The following is a 15,185-nucleotide window of genomic DNA, read 5'->3' as shown; positions in this document are numbered from 1 at the left end:
GATCGTACGAAGCACCGGGCGCCGTCGGCACGGAACGGCGAAGGTCGGCATACGGACGGGAGTTGTGAAGGTCAGCGCAGGCTGCGTACGTCGAGATGGCGCAGCACCCGGTCCACGATCTCCGGATCCGCGCCCGGCTCGCTGCGCGCCGCGAGCACCTCGTGGCGGGCGGCGCTCAGCATCTCGCCCTGGATGCGCCGCACACGCTTCAGCCGTCGCACCCGCTGCTCGTGCGCCTCCCGCCGCTCCTCGTCCCCCATGTCGGGGCTGATCCGCACGCCGATCTCGAAGGCCCGCCGCAGCATCTGCTCGGACAGTTCCTCCGGCAGCTCCTCGTCCTTCTCGATCTCCTTCAGCCGCGCCTTGGCCGCCTTGGCCGCGCGGATGGCAAGGGCCCGCTCGAACTCCTGCTCCCGTTCGGTGTCGGCCTTCACCCCCAGCCGCTTCACGAGCCAGGGCAGGGTCAGACCCTGGAGCACCAGGGTGACCATGATCACGCCGAACGCGATGAACACCATCTCGTCGCGGTCCGGGAAGGGTGAGCCGTCGTCGGTCTTGAGCGGGATCGCCAGCGCCAGCGCGACCGAGGCCACGCCCCGCATCCCCGACCACCACATGACGACGGTCTCCCGCCAGCTGGTCGGGATGTCCTCGTCCTGGTCACGTCTGGCGTGCAGCCGTTTGGTGAGCCAGGTCGCCGGCAGCAGCCAGGCCAGCCGCACCAGCACCACCACGCCGACGATCGCCGCGGCCCAGCCGAGCATCTCGCCCCACCGCCCGGACGCGGTCCGGATCGCGTTGTGCAGTTCGAGGCCGATCAGCCCGAACGCGACGCCCGTGACGAGGGTGTCGACGACGTTCCAGAAGGTGTGTCCGGCGAGCCGGGTCATCACGTCGTCGGCGTCGGTCGCGTACTCGGCGAGAAACAGCGCGGTGGTCAGCACCGCGAGCACTCCGGAGCCGTGCAGCTCCTCCGCGAGCACGTAGGAGGCGTACGGGACGAGCAGGGTCATCCCGATCTGCAGGGTCGGGTCGTCCAGCAGGTCCATCAGCTTGTTCGCGCCCCAGCCGAGCACGAGGCCGACGGCGAGCGCCACCACCGCGGACAGGACGAGGTCGAGACCGGCCCGCCAGGGCGAGAAGCTGCCGCTCACGGCGGCGGCGATGGCCACGTGGTAGAGCACGATCGCCGTCACGTCGTTGAAGAGGCCCTCGCCCTCCAGGATCGACACCAGGCGCCGGGGCAGCCCGAGTTGACCGGCGACGGCAGTGGCGGCGACGGGGTCGGGCGGGGCGACCAGCGCGCCCAGGGCCACGGCGGCGGCGATCGGCAGCCCGGGCACGATCGCGCTCGCCACGGCGGCCACGACCGCGGTGGTGACGAACACCAGGGCGACCGCCAGCAGGAAGATCGGCCGGATGTTGGCCGTGAACTGCCGCCAGGAGGTGCGTCGTACGGCCGCGTACAGCAGGGGCGGCAGGAGTCCGGGCAGGATCAGCTCGGGCGGGATGTTCACGTTCGGGACGAAGTCGGCGATCGCGAGCACGATCCCGAACAGGGTCATCAGCACCGGCGCCGGCAACCCGAACCGGTCCCCCACCGGGACGCTCACCAGGGCCCCGAGCAACAGCACGAACAGCAGGGCCAACTGATCCACGGTCAGCGCTCCGAACAGGTAGGAACAGGTGGACGGACGGACAGCAGGCCCCAAGCGTGCCACGCCACCGACCTCACCAGCGCGTTCGGCGCCCTGACGCGTTCGTCACGCGGACACGTCAGGAACCCTGACGCGCGTTCGGAACCCCGCCCCGCTCGCCGCCCCGCGCTACAGAGCGCGCCGCATCGCCCGGTGCGGGATACCAGCCTCCGGGTACTCCGGCCCGTACGCCTCGTACCCCAACCGCTCGTAGAAACCCAGCGCGTGCGTCTGCGCGTGCAGGTCCACGGCCGCGAGCCCCCACGCGCGTGCCGCGTCCTCGATGGCCCGCACCAGCGCGACCCCGACGCCGAGACCGCGCGCGTCCTTGGTCACCGCGAGCCGCCCCAGGGACCCGAGCGAGAGGTCCCCGCCGGTCTTCGCCGCGGCCCGCTCGCCGTGGAGCAGCCGCCCGGTGCCGAGCGGCACCCCGTCCTCGCGCACGGCCAGCACATGCACGGCCACGGCGTCGTACTCGTCGTACTCCAGGTCCTCGGGCACGCCCTGCTCGCCGACGAAGACGTCCTTGCGGACCCGGAAGCACGCCTCCCGGTCGGCGGGGTCCTCGGCTACCCGCACCTCGTACGCGCGCGTGCTCATCCGTACGTCTCCTCGCGGACCTTGTCCAGGGCCTGCTGGAGGTCGGCCGGGTACTCACTGGCGAACTCCACCCACTCGCCGTCCCCGGGGTGCTCGAAGCCCAGGCGCACCGCGTGCAGCCACTGGCGGGTCAGGCCGAGCCGCTTGGCGAGCGTCGGGTCGGCGCCGTAGGTGAGGTCGCCGACGCAGGGGTGGCGGTGGGCGGCCATGTGGACGCGGATCTGGTGGGTGCGGCCGGTCTCCAGCTTCACGTCGAGGAGGGAGGCCGCGCGGAACGCCTCGATGAGGTCGTAGTGCGTCACGGAGGGCTTGCCCTCGGCGGTGACCGCCCATTTGTAGTCGTGGTTGGGGTGCCGGCCGATGGGGGCGTCGATGGTGCCGCTGGTCGGGTCCGGGTGGCCCTGCACGAGCGTGTGGTAGCGCTTGTCGACCGTGCGCTCCTTGAACTGGCGCTTGAGCGAGGTGTACGCGCGCTCCGACTTGGCGACCGCCATCAGGCCGGAGGTGCCCACGTCTAGGCGGTGCACGATGCCCTGGCGCTCGGCGGCACCGGAGGTGGAGATCCGGTAGCCGGCCGCGGCGAGCCCGCCGATGACCGTCGTCCCGGTCCAGCCGGGCGACGGATGCGCGGCGACACCGACGGGCTTGTCGATCACGACGACATCGTCGTCGTCGTACACGATCTCCATGCCCTCGACCGGCTCGGCGACGATCTGCACCGGCGCGGGCGCCTGCGGCATCTCGACCTCGAGCCAGGCCCCGCCGTGCACCCGCTCGGACTTCCCGACCACCGAGCCGTCGACCATGACCTTCCCCGCCGCGGCCAGCTCGGCGGCCTTCGTACGGGAGAAGCCGAACATGCGGGAGATGGCGGCGTCGACACGCTCGCCCTCCAGGCCGTCGGGCACGGGCAGGGTACGGATATCGGGAACGGTGCTCACCCGTCGAGTATGCCGGACAGCACCGACAGCCCCGTCCACAAGGCCCCTCGGCCCCCGCCCCCTCAGCCCTTGTGGACGGTCCCGTCCGGGTCGAGGCCCTTGAACGACAGCAGCACGATCAGGATGCCGCCGCACACGATCGCCGAGTCGGCCAGGTTGAAGACGGCGAAGCCCTTGGGGGCGATGAAGTCGACGACCGCGCCCTCGAAGATGCCCGGCGAGCGGAAGATGCGGTCGGTGAGGTTGCCGAGCGCACCGCCGAGCAGCAGGCCCAGCGCGATCGCCCAGGGCAGGCTGTAGAGCTTGCGGGCGAGCCGGGCGATCACCACGATCACGGCCGCCGCGATCACCGTGAAGATCACGGTGAAGGCCTCACCGAAGCCGAAGGCCGCGCCCGCGTTGCGGATCGCCTCGAACTTCAGCCAGTCCCCGACGATCTCGATCGGCGCGTGGTGCTCCAGCTTGGCGACCACCAGCAGCTTGCTGCCCAGGTCCAGCAGGTACGCGAAGGTGGCCACCGCGAACAGCACGGCGATACGGCGCTTGCCCCTGGGTCGCGTGGCCTCGCTCCGTCCCGGCTGGTCCGGCTGCTCCGGTTCGGCCCCCGCCGCCTCTGGGGTATCCGGCGTACCGATGATGCGCTCCGCCTCTGCCACGTGAGTCCCTCAACCTAGGTACCTGACTGAGGAGAGGGTACGACACGCCTCCCGGGACCCTCAGTACCGGCGTTCCTGCTTCTGCTTGCACTCCACGCACAGGGTGGCCCGCGGGAACGCCTGCATCCTCGCCTTGCCGATGGGGTTGCCGCAGTTCTCGCACAGGCCGTACGTGCCCGCGTCGAGCTTCTCCAGGGCGTGATCGGTCTGGATCAGCATCTCGCGCGCGTTGGCGGCCAGCGCCATCTCGCTCTCGCGCGTGATGTTCTTGGTGCCGGTGTCCGCCTGGTCGTCGCCGGCGCCGTCCCCGGAGTCCCGCATCAGACCGGCGAGGGCCCGCTCGCTGGAGGAGATCTCCTCGCGCAGCCGCTCCGCCTCGGACAGCAGCTCGGTGCGGGCCTCCTCGACCTCCTCCGGCGTCCAGGGGTCCTCTCCGGGACGCACCGCCAGTTCGCCCGGCTCCGCCGCCGCGGCGAGGCGTGCCTTGGGGACGGCGGTCTTCGCCGCCGTGGCCGTGCCAGGGGTCTTCTTCGCAACCACCGTCGTGGCTCCCGTCTCCTTCGCGGCCCGCGCCGCGCCCACCTTCTTGGCCGTGCTCCTGCTCACCGTGCTCTTGCGCTTCGTACCTGCGGACTGCGTGCCGTCGGCCCTGGTGGCCGCCGGTTCGGTGGCGACCGCCTTCTTCGCGGCCGGCGCCTTGCCTGCCGTCTTCTTCACAGCCGCCTTCTTGGTGGCCGATTTCTTGGTGACGGTCTTCTCGGCAGCCACCGCCTTGGTGGCCGCGCTCTTCGTCGCCGCAGTCTTCGTCGCCGCGGCTTTCGTCCCCGAGGTCTTCGCCACGCCCTTCTTGGCCACCGCTTTCTTGGCCACCGCTTTCCTGGTGACGGCCTTCTTCACAGCGGTCTTCTTCGGGACGGCCTTCTTGGCCACCGTCTTCCTGCCGACCGCCGCGTCCGTCACCGCATCCGCATCCGTTTCCGCGTCCGCCCTGCTCGAAGCCCCGGCCGACGCCCCGGGTCTCGCCGGCTCCTCCCCCTTGGCCGCCTTCCTGGCCGTGCTCTTCCTGGCCGTGCTCTTCTTGCCGCTCACATCCTTGGCCGCGCCACCGGAGACATGCGTGGACCTGCCCGACGCCGACTGCTGTACGGCGGTCTTCTTCGCCACCATGGCCGCGGCCCCTTCACATATTGTGATCTTGCACGCGAATCGTGCTGGGACGATAAATCGACTTCAGCCCCGCGGCAACGGGACGCACCGCCCGATTCGCCCGGCTCGCGCGTGCCGCTCCGCAAGCCTTCAAGCGTTGTGCCCAGCTCCCCACGGGGTAATCCGCCCGATCGCACATCCCAGGATGCGAACACACGCACCGCTCCATTCGGGTCACACCAGGGCGTTCCCCGGGCCCGCGGCACCCCCGCCGCCGGACCGCGAAATCCGGTCGGCCGGTGTCCGCGCGGCGCCGTACACTGGGCGGAGCGAGAAGCGTGGATGGGGACGAGTAGCGACGTACGCAGCCCAGAGCGACCCGGGGACGGTGGAAGCCCGGGGGCGAGCGCGACGTGAAGATCACCCCGGAGCCGCCGGAGGAACGCCCGTGAGGGGCCAGTAGAACCGGCATCGCGACCCCAATGAGGGGGTCCGCCGAAGCGCAGGGTGCGCCGGGGGACCAAGGAGGGTGGTACCGCGGGAGCGCGCCGAGGACGGCGTACGAAGACAGCTCTCGTCCCTCCGGACGGAACGGAAAGTCCGCCGGAGGAAGCTCGCTGATGACAACGCCGACGTACCGCCAGGTGCCCGCCCAGGTCGACCTGCCCGCACTCGAGCACGCCGTGCTCGATTTCTGGCGCGAGCAGAAGATCTTCGCCAAGACCCTGGAGCAGTCCGAGGGCCGCCCCGAGTGGGTGTTCTACGAGGGCCCGCCCACCGCCAACGGCATGCCGGGCGCCCACCACATCGAGGCACGCGTCTTCAAGGACGTCTTCCCCCGCTTCCGCACCATGCGCGGCTACCACGTGGCCCGCAAGGCCGGCTGGGACTGCCACGGCCTCCCGGTCGAGCTGGCCGTCGAGAAGGAACTCGGCTTCAGCGGCAAGCAGGACATCGAGACGTACGGCATCGCCGCGTTCAACGACAAGTGCCGCGAGTCGGTGACCCGGCACACGGACGCCTTCGCCGAGCTCACGACCCGCATGGGCTACTGGACCGACCTCGACGACCCCTACCGCACGATGGACCCCGAGTACATCGAGTCGGTCTGGTGGTCGCTGAAGCAGATCTTCGACAAGGGCCTGCTGGTCCAGGACTACCGCGTCGCCCCGTGGTGCCCGCGCGACGAGACGGGTCTGTCGGACCACGAACTGGCGCAGGGCTACGAGACGATCGTGGATCCGTCGGTCTACGTCCGTTTCCCGCTCACCTCCGGTCCGCTGGCCGGCCGCGCCGCGCTCCTGGTGTGGACGACGACCCCCTGGACGCTGGTCTCCAACACCGCGGTCGCCGCCCACCCCGACGTCACCTACGTCGTCGCGACCGACGGCGAGGAGCAGCTCGTCGTCGCCACCCAGCTCGTCGAGAAGGCCCTCGGCGAGGGCTGGGAACTGACCGGTGAGACCTTCACCGGCGCCGAGATGGAGCGCTGGACGTATCAACGTCCGTTCGACCTGGTGGAGTTCCCCGAGCCCGCCCACTACGTGGTGAACGCCGAGTACGTGACGACCGAGGACGGTACGGGTCTGGTCCACCAGTCCCCCGCTTTCGGTGAGGAGGACCTCAAGGTCTGCCGCGCCTACGGCCTCCCGGTGGTGAACCCGATCCGGCCGAACGGCACCTTCGCCGAGGACGTCCCGCTGGTCGGCGGTGTCTTCTTCAAGAAGGCGGACGAAAAGCTCACGGAAGACCTCAAGGACCGCGGGCTGCTGTTCAAGCACCTGCCGTACGAGCACAGTTACCCGCACTGCTGGCGCTGCCACACCGCGCTCATCTACTACGCGCAGCCGTCCTGGTACATCCGCACCACCGCCGTCAAGGACCGCCTCCTCCAGGAGAACGAGAACACCAACTGGTTCCCGGAGACCGTCAAGCACGGCCGGTACGGCGACTGGCTGAACAACAACATCGACTGGGCGCTGTCCCGCAACCGCTACTGGGGCACCCCGCTGCCGATCTGGCGCTGCGAGGACAACCACCTCACGGTCGTCGGCTCCCGCGCGGAGCTCACCGAGCTGACCGGCACCGACCAGTCGGAGCTGGACCCGCACCGCCCGTTCATCGACGAGGTCACCTTCGCCTGCCCCAAGTGCGCCAAGTCGGCCGTGCGCGTGCCGGAGGTCATCGACGCCTGGTACGACTCGGGTTCGATGCCGTTCGCGCAGTGGGGCTACCCGTACAAGAACAAGGACCTGTTCGAGTCGCGCTACCCGGCGCAGTTCATCTCCGAGGCCATCGACCAGACCCGCGGCTGGTTCTACACGCTGATGGCGATCGGCACCCTGGTCTTCGACAAGTCCTCGTACGAGAACGTGGTCTGTCTCGGCCACATCCTCGCCGAGGACGGCCGCAAGATGTCCAAGCACCTGGGCAACACCCTGGAGCCGATCCCGCTGATGGACCAGCACGGCGCCGACGCGGTGCGCTGGTTCATGGCGGCCGGCGGCTCGCCGTGGGCGGCACGCCGCGTGGGCCACGGCACCATCCAGGAGGTCGTCCGCAAGACGCTCCTGACGTACTGGAACACGGTCGCCTTCCAGGCCCTGTACGCCCGCACGGCCGGCTGGGCGCCCAGCGAGGCCGACCCGGCCCCGGCGGACCGCCCGGTCCTGGACCGCTGGCTGCTGTCGGAACTCCACGCGCTCACCGACCAGGTGACCCAGGCGCTGGAGTCCTACGACACCCAGCGCGCCGGCCGCCTCCTGTCGGCGTTCGTCGACGACCTGTCCAACTGGTACGTCCGCCGCTCCCGTCGCCGCTTCTGGCAGGGCGACAAGGCCGCGCTGCGCACCCTGCACGAGGTCGTCGGCACGGTCACCCAACTGATGGCCCCGCTGACCCCGTTCATCACCGAGCGGGTCTGGCAGGACCTGGTCGTGCCGGTCACGCCGGGCGCCCCGGAGTCCGTCCACCTGACCAGCTGGCCGCAGGCGGACCTCTCCGCGATCGACCCGGAGCTGTCACGGCAGATGGTCCTGGTGCGCCGGCTCGTCGAGCTGGGCCGCGCCACGCGCGCGGAGTCGGGCGTGAAGACCCGCCAGCCGCTGTCCCGCGCGCTGGTGGCCGCGACCGGCTTCGACGCCCTCGACCGCGAACTGCACGCGCAGATCACCGAGGAGCTGAACGTGAGCTCGCTCGCGTCCCTCAGCGAGGTCGGCGGCTCCCTGGTCGACACGACCGCGAAGGCCAACTTCCGCGCCCTGGGCAAGCGGTTCGGCAAGCGCGTCCAGGACGTCGCCAAGGCCGTCGCGAACGCGGACGCGGCCGCGCTGTCCCTGGCACTGCGCGAGGGCACGGCGTCCGTGGAGGTGGACGGCGAGACCGTCACCCTCGCCCCGGACGAGGTCATCATCACGGAGACCCCGCGCGAGGGCTGGTCGGTGGCCTCCGACTCGGGCGCCACGGTCGCCCTGGACCTGGAGATCACCGAGGAGCTGCGGCAGGCGGGCCTCGCCCGTGACGCGATCCGCCTGATCCAGGAGGCCCGCAAGAACAGCGGCCTGGACGTGGCGGACCGGATCGCCCTGCGCTGGACGTCGACCGACCCCGCGGTGATCGCGGCCCTGTCCGAGCACGCGGCCCTGATCGCCGACGAGGTCCTCGCCACCGACTTCGCTCAGGGCGAGGCCGACGAGGCGTACGGCGAGCCCTTCACCGACGAGGGACTGTCCCTGGTGTTCCGCCTGCGCAAGGCGTAACCGCCTCGCCGTCGGCGGTCGCAGGGGCGTGGGGGCTGGTCGCGCAGTTCCCCGCGCCCCTTCAGGTGGGCACGGTCGCCCTTGGACCCGACTCGCCCACCTCCGCCGCACACGCACAACAGGGCGGGGCCCCGGATCGAAATCCGGGGCCCCGCCCTGTTGAACGCTGCCGCCGACTACGGCGTACTACTGGCCATGGCCGGTCAGTTGTCGTCCTCGTCGATCAGGAAGCCGCGCATCGGCGAAGGTGCCTGGCCCATCGGACCGGGGCCCTGCGGGCGGACCGGCGCCATCGGCTGGGTCATCGCCGGGGACATCTGCTGCTGGCCGCCGTAGGACGGGCCGGCGGGGCCGGGGCCCATGCCCTGGTTGCCGCCGTAGGACGGGGCGCTCGCGCCGGCCGGGGCCATCGAAGGCGCCGGGGACGGCGGCAGGGAGGCCGTGGCCGGGGTGCGCGGCGGGGCGAGGGAGTCGTCGGCCTGGGTCTCCAACTGACGCAGCTGGGACTCCAGGTAGGACTTCAGACGCGTGCGGTACTCGCGCTCGAAGCCGCGCAGATCCTCGACCTTGCGCTCCAGCGTGGCGCGGGCGGACTCCAGGGAGCCCATCGCGACGCGGTGCTTCTCCTGCGCGTCCCGCTCCAGGGCGTCGGCCTTGGCACGGGCGTCACGCTCGAGACCCTCGGCACGCGAACGCGCCTCACCCACGATCTTGTTGGCCTCGGAACGGGCCTCGGCGATCGCCTGGTCGGCGGTCTGCTGGGCCAGCGAGAGAACGCGGGCGGCGCTGTCGCCACCGGGACCCTGACCGGGGCCGCCCATCGGGCCACCCATGGGACCGCCCTGACCGGGGCCACCCATCGGACCGCCCATGGGGCCACCCATCGGGCCGCCCATCTGCTGCTGCATGGGCTGGCCGCCCATCGTGCCCTGGCCCATGGGGCCTTGGCCCATCGGACCCTGACCCATGGGGCCCTGGCCCATCGGACCGGGACCCTGCGGGCCGCCCTGTCCACCGGGACCGGGGGGCAGCTGCGGCGCACCGCTCGGCAGCTGGGGCGGACCGCCCATGGGGCCGCCCATCTGCTGCTGCGGCGGGCCCGATATGCCGGCCGGCACCGGGCCGCCCGGGCCTCGCATCCCCTGCTGAGGCATGCCCTGTTGGGGCATCCCCTGCGGGGGCATGCCCTGCTGCGGCATCCCCTGCTGCATGCCCTGGTCCTGCGGACCGCCGGGACCCTCCGGGGGCTTGCGCATGTTCTGCTGGTTCTGGGCAGCGGCGCGCGTGGCGGCGGCCAGCTTGGCGCGCAGGTCCTCGTTCTCGCGCAGCAGGCGGGTCAGTTCGGCTTCGACCTCGTCGAGGAAGGCATCGACCTCGTCCTCGTCATAGCCTTCTCGGAGGCGGACGGTCGTGAACTGCTTGTTCCGCACGTCCTCGGGGGTCAACGGCATCTCTTCACCTCAACGTAGTCGTCGGCATTCGGCAAGACGGTAGGTCACATCGATCACAGCCGACTCACGATCGAGATCAGGATGTAGACGATGATCATCAGTACGAAGAAGGACAGGTCGAGCGCCACGCCCCCGAGACGCAGCGGCGGAATGAACCGCCGCAGAAGCTTGAGCGGTGGATCAGTGACAGTGTAGGTGGCCTCCAGAACGACCACCATCGCCTTGCCGGGTTGCCATGAGCGGGCGAACTGGAAGACGTAGTCCATGACCAACCGGAAGATGAGCACGATGAGGAAGCACATCAGAGCGATGTAGACGACATCCAGAACCACGCTCATGACCCGCGCTTCCCTCTCCCCTGTTTCCGTGCTGCACGTACTGCTTACTGCTTTTTCCGGTGGTGTGTCTCAGCTCTGGTTGAAGAACCCGCCCTCTGCGATGCGAGCCTTGTCCTCCGCCGTGACATCGACGTTAGCAGGCGACAACAGGAACACCTTCTGCGTCACCCGCTCGATGCTGCCGTGAAGACCAAACACCAGACCGGCCGCAAAGTCGACAAGTCGCTTCGCGTCTGTGTCGTCCATCTCAGTCAGATTCATGATCACCGGGGTGCCCTCACGGAAGTGTTCCCCGATGGTACGGGCCTCGTTGTAGGTCCGCGGGTGAAGCGTGGTGATCCGGTAAGGCTCTCGTTCCGACACGACCTTGGGCATGATCACCGGTGCGTTCTTCTCCAGGCTGGCGCGCTCTTGTGTGATGGACGCCACGGGCGCGATGCGCGCCGGACGCCCGGATTCCGCGGGTAGCGAAGCGGAACGCGCCACCGGCTCGCGAGGCGAGGGCGGTTGCACGATTCGTACCTCTTCGTCCCGTTGGGACTGATGTGCGACGTGCGACTGGTGGGACGGCTCGTGCCGTCGATGGTCCCGCTCGGGCTCTGGGTCGAGTTCGGGTTCGAAGTCGTCATCGGGGTCGAAGCCCCGGCCGTCGTACCCATCGTCCTCCACGAGGCCGAGGTAGACCGCCATCTTGCGCATCGCGCCGGCCATGCTCTGAGTCCTCCGCTCTGTGGTGGATCGGCTGACGACTGCCAAGTGCCCGCGATCCACGAGGTCGTTACGCCCGCCCTTCGGCGGTAATGACCATATTTTCTGCTGTGGTCCGACTTCCTGGCGACGTTACCCGAGCCCAGCACGGACTCCGAGTACCGCCGTACCGACGCGCACATGTGTCGCTCCGGCCGCCACGGCCCCTTCGAGGTCCGAACTCATTCCTGCCGAGACCATGTTCGCAGCCGGATGGCTCCGGCGCAGCGCGGTCGACAAATCCATCAACCGCTCGAACGCCGCCTGTTCGCGTCCCGCGTAGGGGCCGGTCAACGGCGCGACGGTCATCAGACCGTCCAGTCGCAGCCCTTCCGATCGCGAGACGATTTCGCCCAACTCCTCGATCCCGTCGGGCCCGACACCCCCGCGCTGCCCGCGACCCCCTTCGTCCGCGTCGAGTGCGACCTGGATCAGACAGCCCAGTTCGCGCTCCCGCCGCACCGCCTCCTTCGACAGCGCGCCGACGAGCCGCGCGCGGTCGACGGACTGCACGACATCGGCGTAACCGAGCACGGAACGCACCTTGTTGGTCTGCAACTGCCCCACGAAGTGCCAGGTAAGCGGAAGGTCCGCGGATTCGGCGGCCTTGGGTGCCGCGTCCTGGTCGCGGTTCTCCGCCACGTGCCGGACGCCCAGTTCGGAGAGGATCCGCACATCGCTCGCCGGGTAGGTCTTGGTGACCACGATCAGGGTCACCTCCGCCCGCTTGCGCCCCGCCGCGGCACACGCGGCGACGATACGTTCCTCCACCTTCGCCAGGTTCCCGGCGAGTTCGTGCTTACGGTCCGTCATGTCCCATCAGTCCAGCCAGACATATCCCGCGAGTCGCCCCGTGGTGCGATCGCGTCGATATGAGAAGTGGTCGCCCGACTCGATCGTGCACACCGGCGACTGCTCCCGGTCGCGCACCCCGAGCCGGTCGAGCTGCGCGTGCACCCCGGCGGTCACGTCGACCGCGGAAGTGCCCCAGCTCGTCTCGGCGTACGCCGCCGGTTCGACCGCGGCGACATCGGCGCGCATCTCCTCGGGGACTTCATAGCACCGGCCGCAGACGGCGGGTCCGGTGCGGGCGACGATCCGGGCGGGATCGGCGCCGAGTTCGGTCATGGCCCGTACGGCGGCGGGGACCACCCCGGCGATCATGCCGGGCCGGCCCGCGTGGGCCGCGGCGGCGATCCCGGCGACCGGGTCGGCCAGCAGAACGGGCGTGCAGTCCGCGGTCAGCACGGCAAGGGCGAGTCCGCGGCGGGCGGTGACGATCGCGTCGACCGAGGGGATCTCGGCATCGGAACCCCAGGGTCCGTCGACCACCGCCACGTCCGCCCCGTGCACCTGGTTCATCCAGACCACCAGGGCCGGGTCGAGGCCGAGCGACTTGGCCGCCAACTCCCGGTTGGCGCGTACGGCTTCGGGGTCGTCGCCGACCGCTCCGCCGAGGTTGAGCTGCTCGTACGGAACGGCGCTCACCCCACCCCACCTGTCGGTGAAGGCGAAGTGCGCGCCGTTCACGGTGCTCGTCGCCGAGCGCTGTTCCATCACGTCAGAAGGATCACTTGAGGAAGTCCGGTACGTCCAGCTCCTCGGCCGCACTGTCCGAGTAGGAGCGCGACGGCGGGACCGGCGGGGCGACCGGGAGGTCGGCGACCGGCTCCGGCTCGGGCTCCTCCTTCGGCGTGACGCTGCCGAGCGAGCCGAAGGACGGACGGCTCTCGGACTGCCGTACCGGAGTGGGCTCGTCGCGGCGGGCCGACGACGAGGAGGACGAGGTCGAGGACGAGCCGAGGACGGTGTCCCGGCGGGTCGGCGGCTGGCCGCCGTCGAAGCCGGCCGCGATGACCGTGACCCGGACCTCGTCGCCGAGCGCGTCGTCGATGACCGCGCCGAAGATGATGTTGGCCTCGGGGTGCGCGGCCTCGCTCACCAGCTGGGCGGCCTCGTTGATCTCGAACAGGCCGAGGTCGGAGCCGCCGGAGATGGAGAGCAGCACGCCCCGGGCGCCGTCGATGGAGGCTTCGAGCAGCGGCGAGGAGATCGCCATCTCGGCGGCGGCCACCGCGCGGTCGTCGCCGCGGGCCGAGCCGATGCCCATGAGGGCCGAACCGGCCTCGGACATCACGGACTTGACGTCGGCGAAGTCGAGGTTGATCAGACCCGGCGTGGTGATGAGGTCGGTGATGCCCTGCACACCGGAGAGCAGGACCTGGTCGGCGGACTTGAAGGCGTCGAGCACCGAGACCTGGCGGTCCGAGATGGACAGCAGCCGGTCGTTCGGGATGACGATGAGGGTGTCGACCTCTTCGCGGAGTTCGGCGATGCCGTCCTCGGCCTGGTTGGCGCGGCGCCGGCCCTCGAAGGTGAACGGGCGGGTGACCACGCCGATGGTGAGGGCGCCGAGGGAGCGGGCGATGTTGGCCACGACGGGCGCGCCGCCGGTGCCGGTGCCGCCGCCCTCGCCGGCCGTCACGAAGACCATGTCGGCCCCCTTGAGGACCTCCTCGATCTCCTCGCGGTGGTCCTCGGCGGCCTTGCGGCCGACGGCCGGGTTGGCTCCGGCGCCGAGTCCGCGGGTGAGTTCGCGGCCGACGTCGAGCTTGACGTCGGCGTCGCTCATCAACAGCGCCTGCGCGTCGGTGTTGATGGCGATGAACTCGACGCCCTTGAGACCGACCTCGATCATCCGGTTGATGGCATTGACACCACCGCCGCCGACACCGATGACTTTGATGACTGCGAGGTAGTTCTGCGGTGCTGCCACGTCGAAGGCCTCTCGCCTCGAGTTACGTGTCGTCGCTTCGCAGGGGATGCGATCCGACGACTGATGCCGAATGGGACGGTCCGTATCGCCGACCCGAACCCTAACGTTGAAGTTTAGGGTTACCAGTGTGACTGTTCGCTGGACTCTTCCGAACAGGACACTAAGTCGACAAGTGGCGCACGTTCAACGAACACGCCGAACCTCCCGTTTTTCTTTTCACCCTATGTGATCAGCCATAGCGATGCCCAGCCAGGGTGCTGGCCTGCGCGGATGTGCGTCAACTCCCCGCTGACGCAGGGGCGGTGGGAACGCTGACGTCGAAGTGCCGCGCACCGGGCGCCGCTTTCATCAGAGCGGTGAGCGTACGCGCCTTCGCCGCGCCCTTGTCGCCACTTCCCCAAGCCACGGTCCGACCGCCGCTCAACTCCAGCGAGATCTCGTCATAGGAACGCACCTTGACGGTCCGGGTCTCGTGCGCGACGGCGGCGGGAAGGGCACCGGCCACCGCGACCGCCTCGCGCACCAGCCGGTCCTCGCCGAATCGCCGCAGACTCGCCGCGGACGAACCCGTGCGTGAGAGGCTCAATTCGAGTGCAGGAACGCCTTTCGGCGCAGTGGAAACCGTGGCGAAACGGACACCTTCATCGTCCACTTCGATGAAGTTTCGGCCCTTTTGGACAATCAGAACCGGCGTGCGCTCGGTCACTTTCAGCCCGATTCCATGCGGCCAGGAACGCACCACGTCGACCGCGCCGATTCGCGGCAATTTCCGCAGCAGACGTGACTCGATCGCATCGGTGTCGACCGAAATCAACGGTGACCCGACCGGCACATCGGCGGCCTCGCGCACCTGTTCCGGCGTCAGGACCGAGGTGCCGGAAACCGATACGCGTTCAACGCGCAGCCAGTGGGATCCGTACAACACCCAGACACCCGCGGCCGAGAGGAGGAGCAGCGCGACGGCGAGAACGATGATCGTACGAACTCGCCGTGGGCCGCCGAGCCTTCGGACGAGGGGCGGGCCGGACGACTCCTGTTGGCGTTCACCGCGTTCGGCGGTGGTCGATCCGGCCAC

The 15,185-nt window shown here is 69.9% G+C and carries 13 protein-coding genes; 1 reads left to right on the top strand and 12 read right to left on the bottom strand.

What is annotated here, in order from left to right:
• Nucleotides 1-71 precede the first annotated feature (71 nt).
• The 5 genes from ACWD5F_RS25720 to ACWD5F_RS25700 form a co-directional block, all read right to left on the bottom strand.
• Nucleotides 72-1,658, bottom strand: coding sequence for a Na+/H+ antiporter (locus tag ACWD5F_RS25720; RefSeq protein WP_451257704.1), 1,587 nt, complete (start codon nucleotides 1,656-1,658; stop codon nucleotides 72-74).
• A 168-nt stretch (nucleotides 1,659-1,826) separates the two neighbouring features.
• Nucleotides 1,827-2,297 (bottom strand): GNAT family N-acetyltransferase, encoded by a 471-nt coding sequence (locus tag ACWD5F_RS25715; RefSeq protein ID WP_451257702.1) that lies wholly within the window; start codon nucleotides 2,295-2,297, stop codon nucleotides 1,827-1,829.
• Nucleotides 2,294-3,238, bottom strand: a complete 945-nt coding sequence (locus tag ACWD5F_RS25710; RefSeq protein WP_451257700.1) for an RluA family pseudouridine synthase — start codon at nucleotides 3,236-3,238, stop codon at nucleotides 2,294-2,296. The genes ACWD5F_RS25715 and ACWD5F_RS25710 overlap by 4 nt, the downstream gene beginning before the upstream one ends.
• Nucleotides 3,239-3,300: 62 nt before the next feature.
• The gene (gene lspA, locus ACWD5F_RS25705) at nucleotides 3,301-3,894 is read right to left on the bottom strand and encodes a signal peptidase II (RefSeq protein ID WP_451257696.1); all 594 of its coding nucleotides are present in this window, start codon (nucleotides 3,892-3,894) and stop codon (nucleotides 3,301-3,303) included.
• A gap of 60 nt (nucleotides 3,895-3,954) precedes the next feature.
• Entirely contained in the window at nucleotides 3,955-5,061 is a 1,107-nt protein-coding gene (locus ACWD5F_RS25700; RefSeq protein ID WP_451257694.1) for a TraR/DksA C4-type zinc finger protein, read from the bottom strand.
• 599 nt (nucleotides 5,062-5,660) lie between these two features.
• Between ACWD5F_RS25700 and ileS the strand changes: the two genes are divergently transcribed.
• A complete protein-coding gene (ileS, locus tag ACWD5F_RS25695) occupies nucleotides 5,661-8,798 on the top strand; it encodes an isoleucine--tRNA ligase (protein WP_451257692.1) in 3,138 nt (1,045 codons plus the stop codon).
• A gap of 203 nt (nucleotides 8,799-9,001) precedes the next feature.
• Here ileS and ACWD5F_RS25690 read toward each other — a convergent pair whose 3' ends face one another.
• The 7 genes from ACWD5F_RS25690 to ACWD5F_RS25660 all read right to left on the bottom strand — a co-directional run bounded on the left by ACWD5F_RS25690 (nucleotide 9,002) and on the right by ACWD5F_RS25660 (nucleotide 15,185).
• Nucleotides 9,002-10,249: a DivIVA domain-containing protein gene (locus ACWD5F_RS25690; RefSeq protein WP_401727360.1), complete on the bottom strand. Its 1,248-nt coding sequence runs from the start codon at nucleotides 10,247-10,249 to the stop codon at nucleotides 9,002-9,004.
• A 53-nt stretch (nucleotides 10,250-10,302) separates the two neighbouring features.
• On the bottom strand, nucleotides 10,303-10,587 hold the full coding sequence (locus tag ACWD5F_RS25685) for a YggT family protein (RefSeq protein WP_007448661.1): 285 nt from the start codon (nucleotides 10,585-10,587) through the stop codon (nucleotides 10,303-10,305).
• A 69-nt stretch (nucleotides 10,588-10,656) separates the two neighbouring features.
• Complete coding sequence (locus ACWD5F_RS25680; protein WP_124004274.1) at nucleotides 10,657-11,298, bottom strand: cell division protein SepF; 642 nt, start codon at nucleotides 11,296-11,298, stop codon at nucleotides 10,657-10,659.
• A gap of 129 nt (nucleotides 11,299-11,427) precedes the next feature.
• A complete protein-coding gene (locus ACWD5F_RS25675) occupies nucleotides 11,428-12,147 on the bottom strand; it encodes a YggS family pyridoxal phosphate-dependent enzyme (RefSeq protein ID WP_451257689.1) in 720 nt (239 codons plus the stop codon).
• 6 nt (nucleotides 12,148-12,153) lie between these two features.
• A complete protein-coding gene (gene pgeF, locus ACWD5F_RS25670) occupies nucleotides 12,154-12,891 on the bottom strand; it encodes a peptidoglycan editing factor PgeF (RefSeq protein WP_451258270.1) in 738 nt (245 codons plus the stop codon).
• A 13-nt stretch (nucleotides 12,892-12,904) separates the two neighbouring features.
• Nucleotides 12,905-14,110, bottom strand: coding sequence for a cell division protein FtsZ (gene ftsZ / locus ACWD5F_RS25665; protein WP_401727363.1), 1,206 nt, complete (start codon nucleotides 14,108-14,110; stop codon nucleotides 12,905-12,907).
• A 277-nt stretch (nucleotides 14,111-14,387) separates the two neighbouring features.
• Nucleotides 14,388-15,185 carry a cell division protein FtsQ/DivIB gene (locus tag ACWD5F_RS25660; protein ID WP_451257687.1) on the bottom strand — a complete coding sequence of 266 codons (798 nt, stop codon included), beginning with the start codon at nucleotides 15,183-15,185 and terminating at the stop codon, nucleotides 14,388-14,390.

This window comes from Streptomyces sp. NPDC002499 (genome assembly GCF_053595415.1).
Note: the sequence above shows the minus strand (reverse complement) of the source record. Positions and strands in the feature narration are given on the sequence as shown.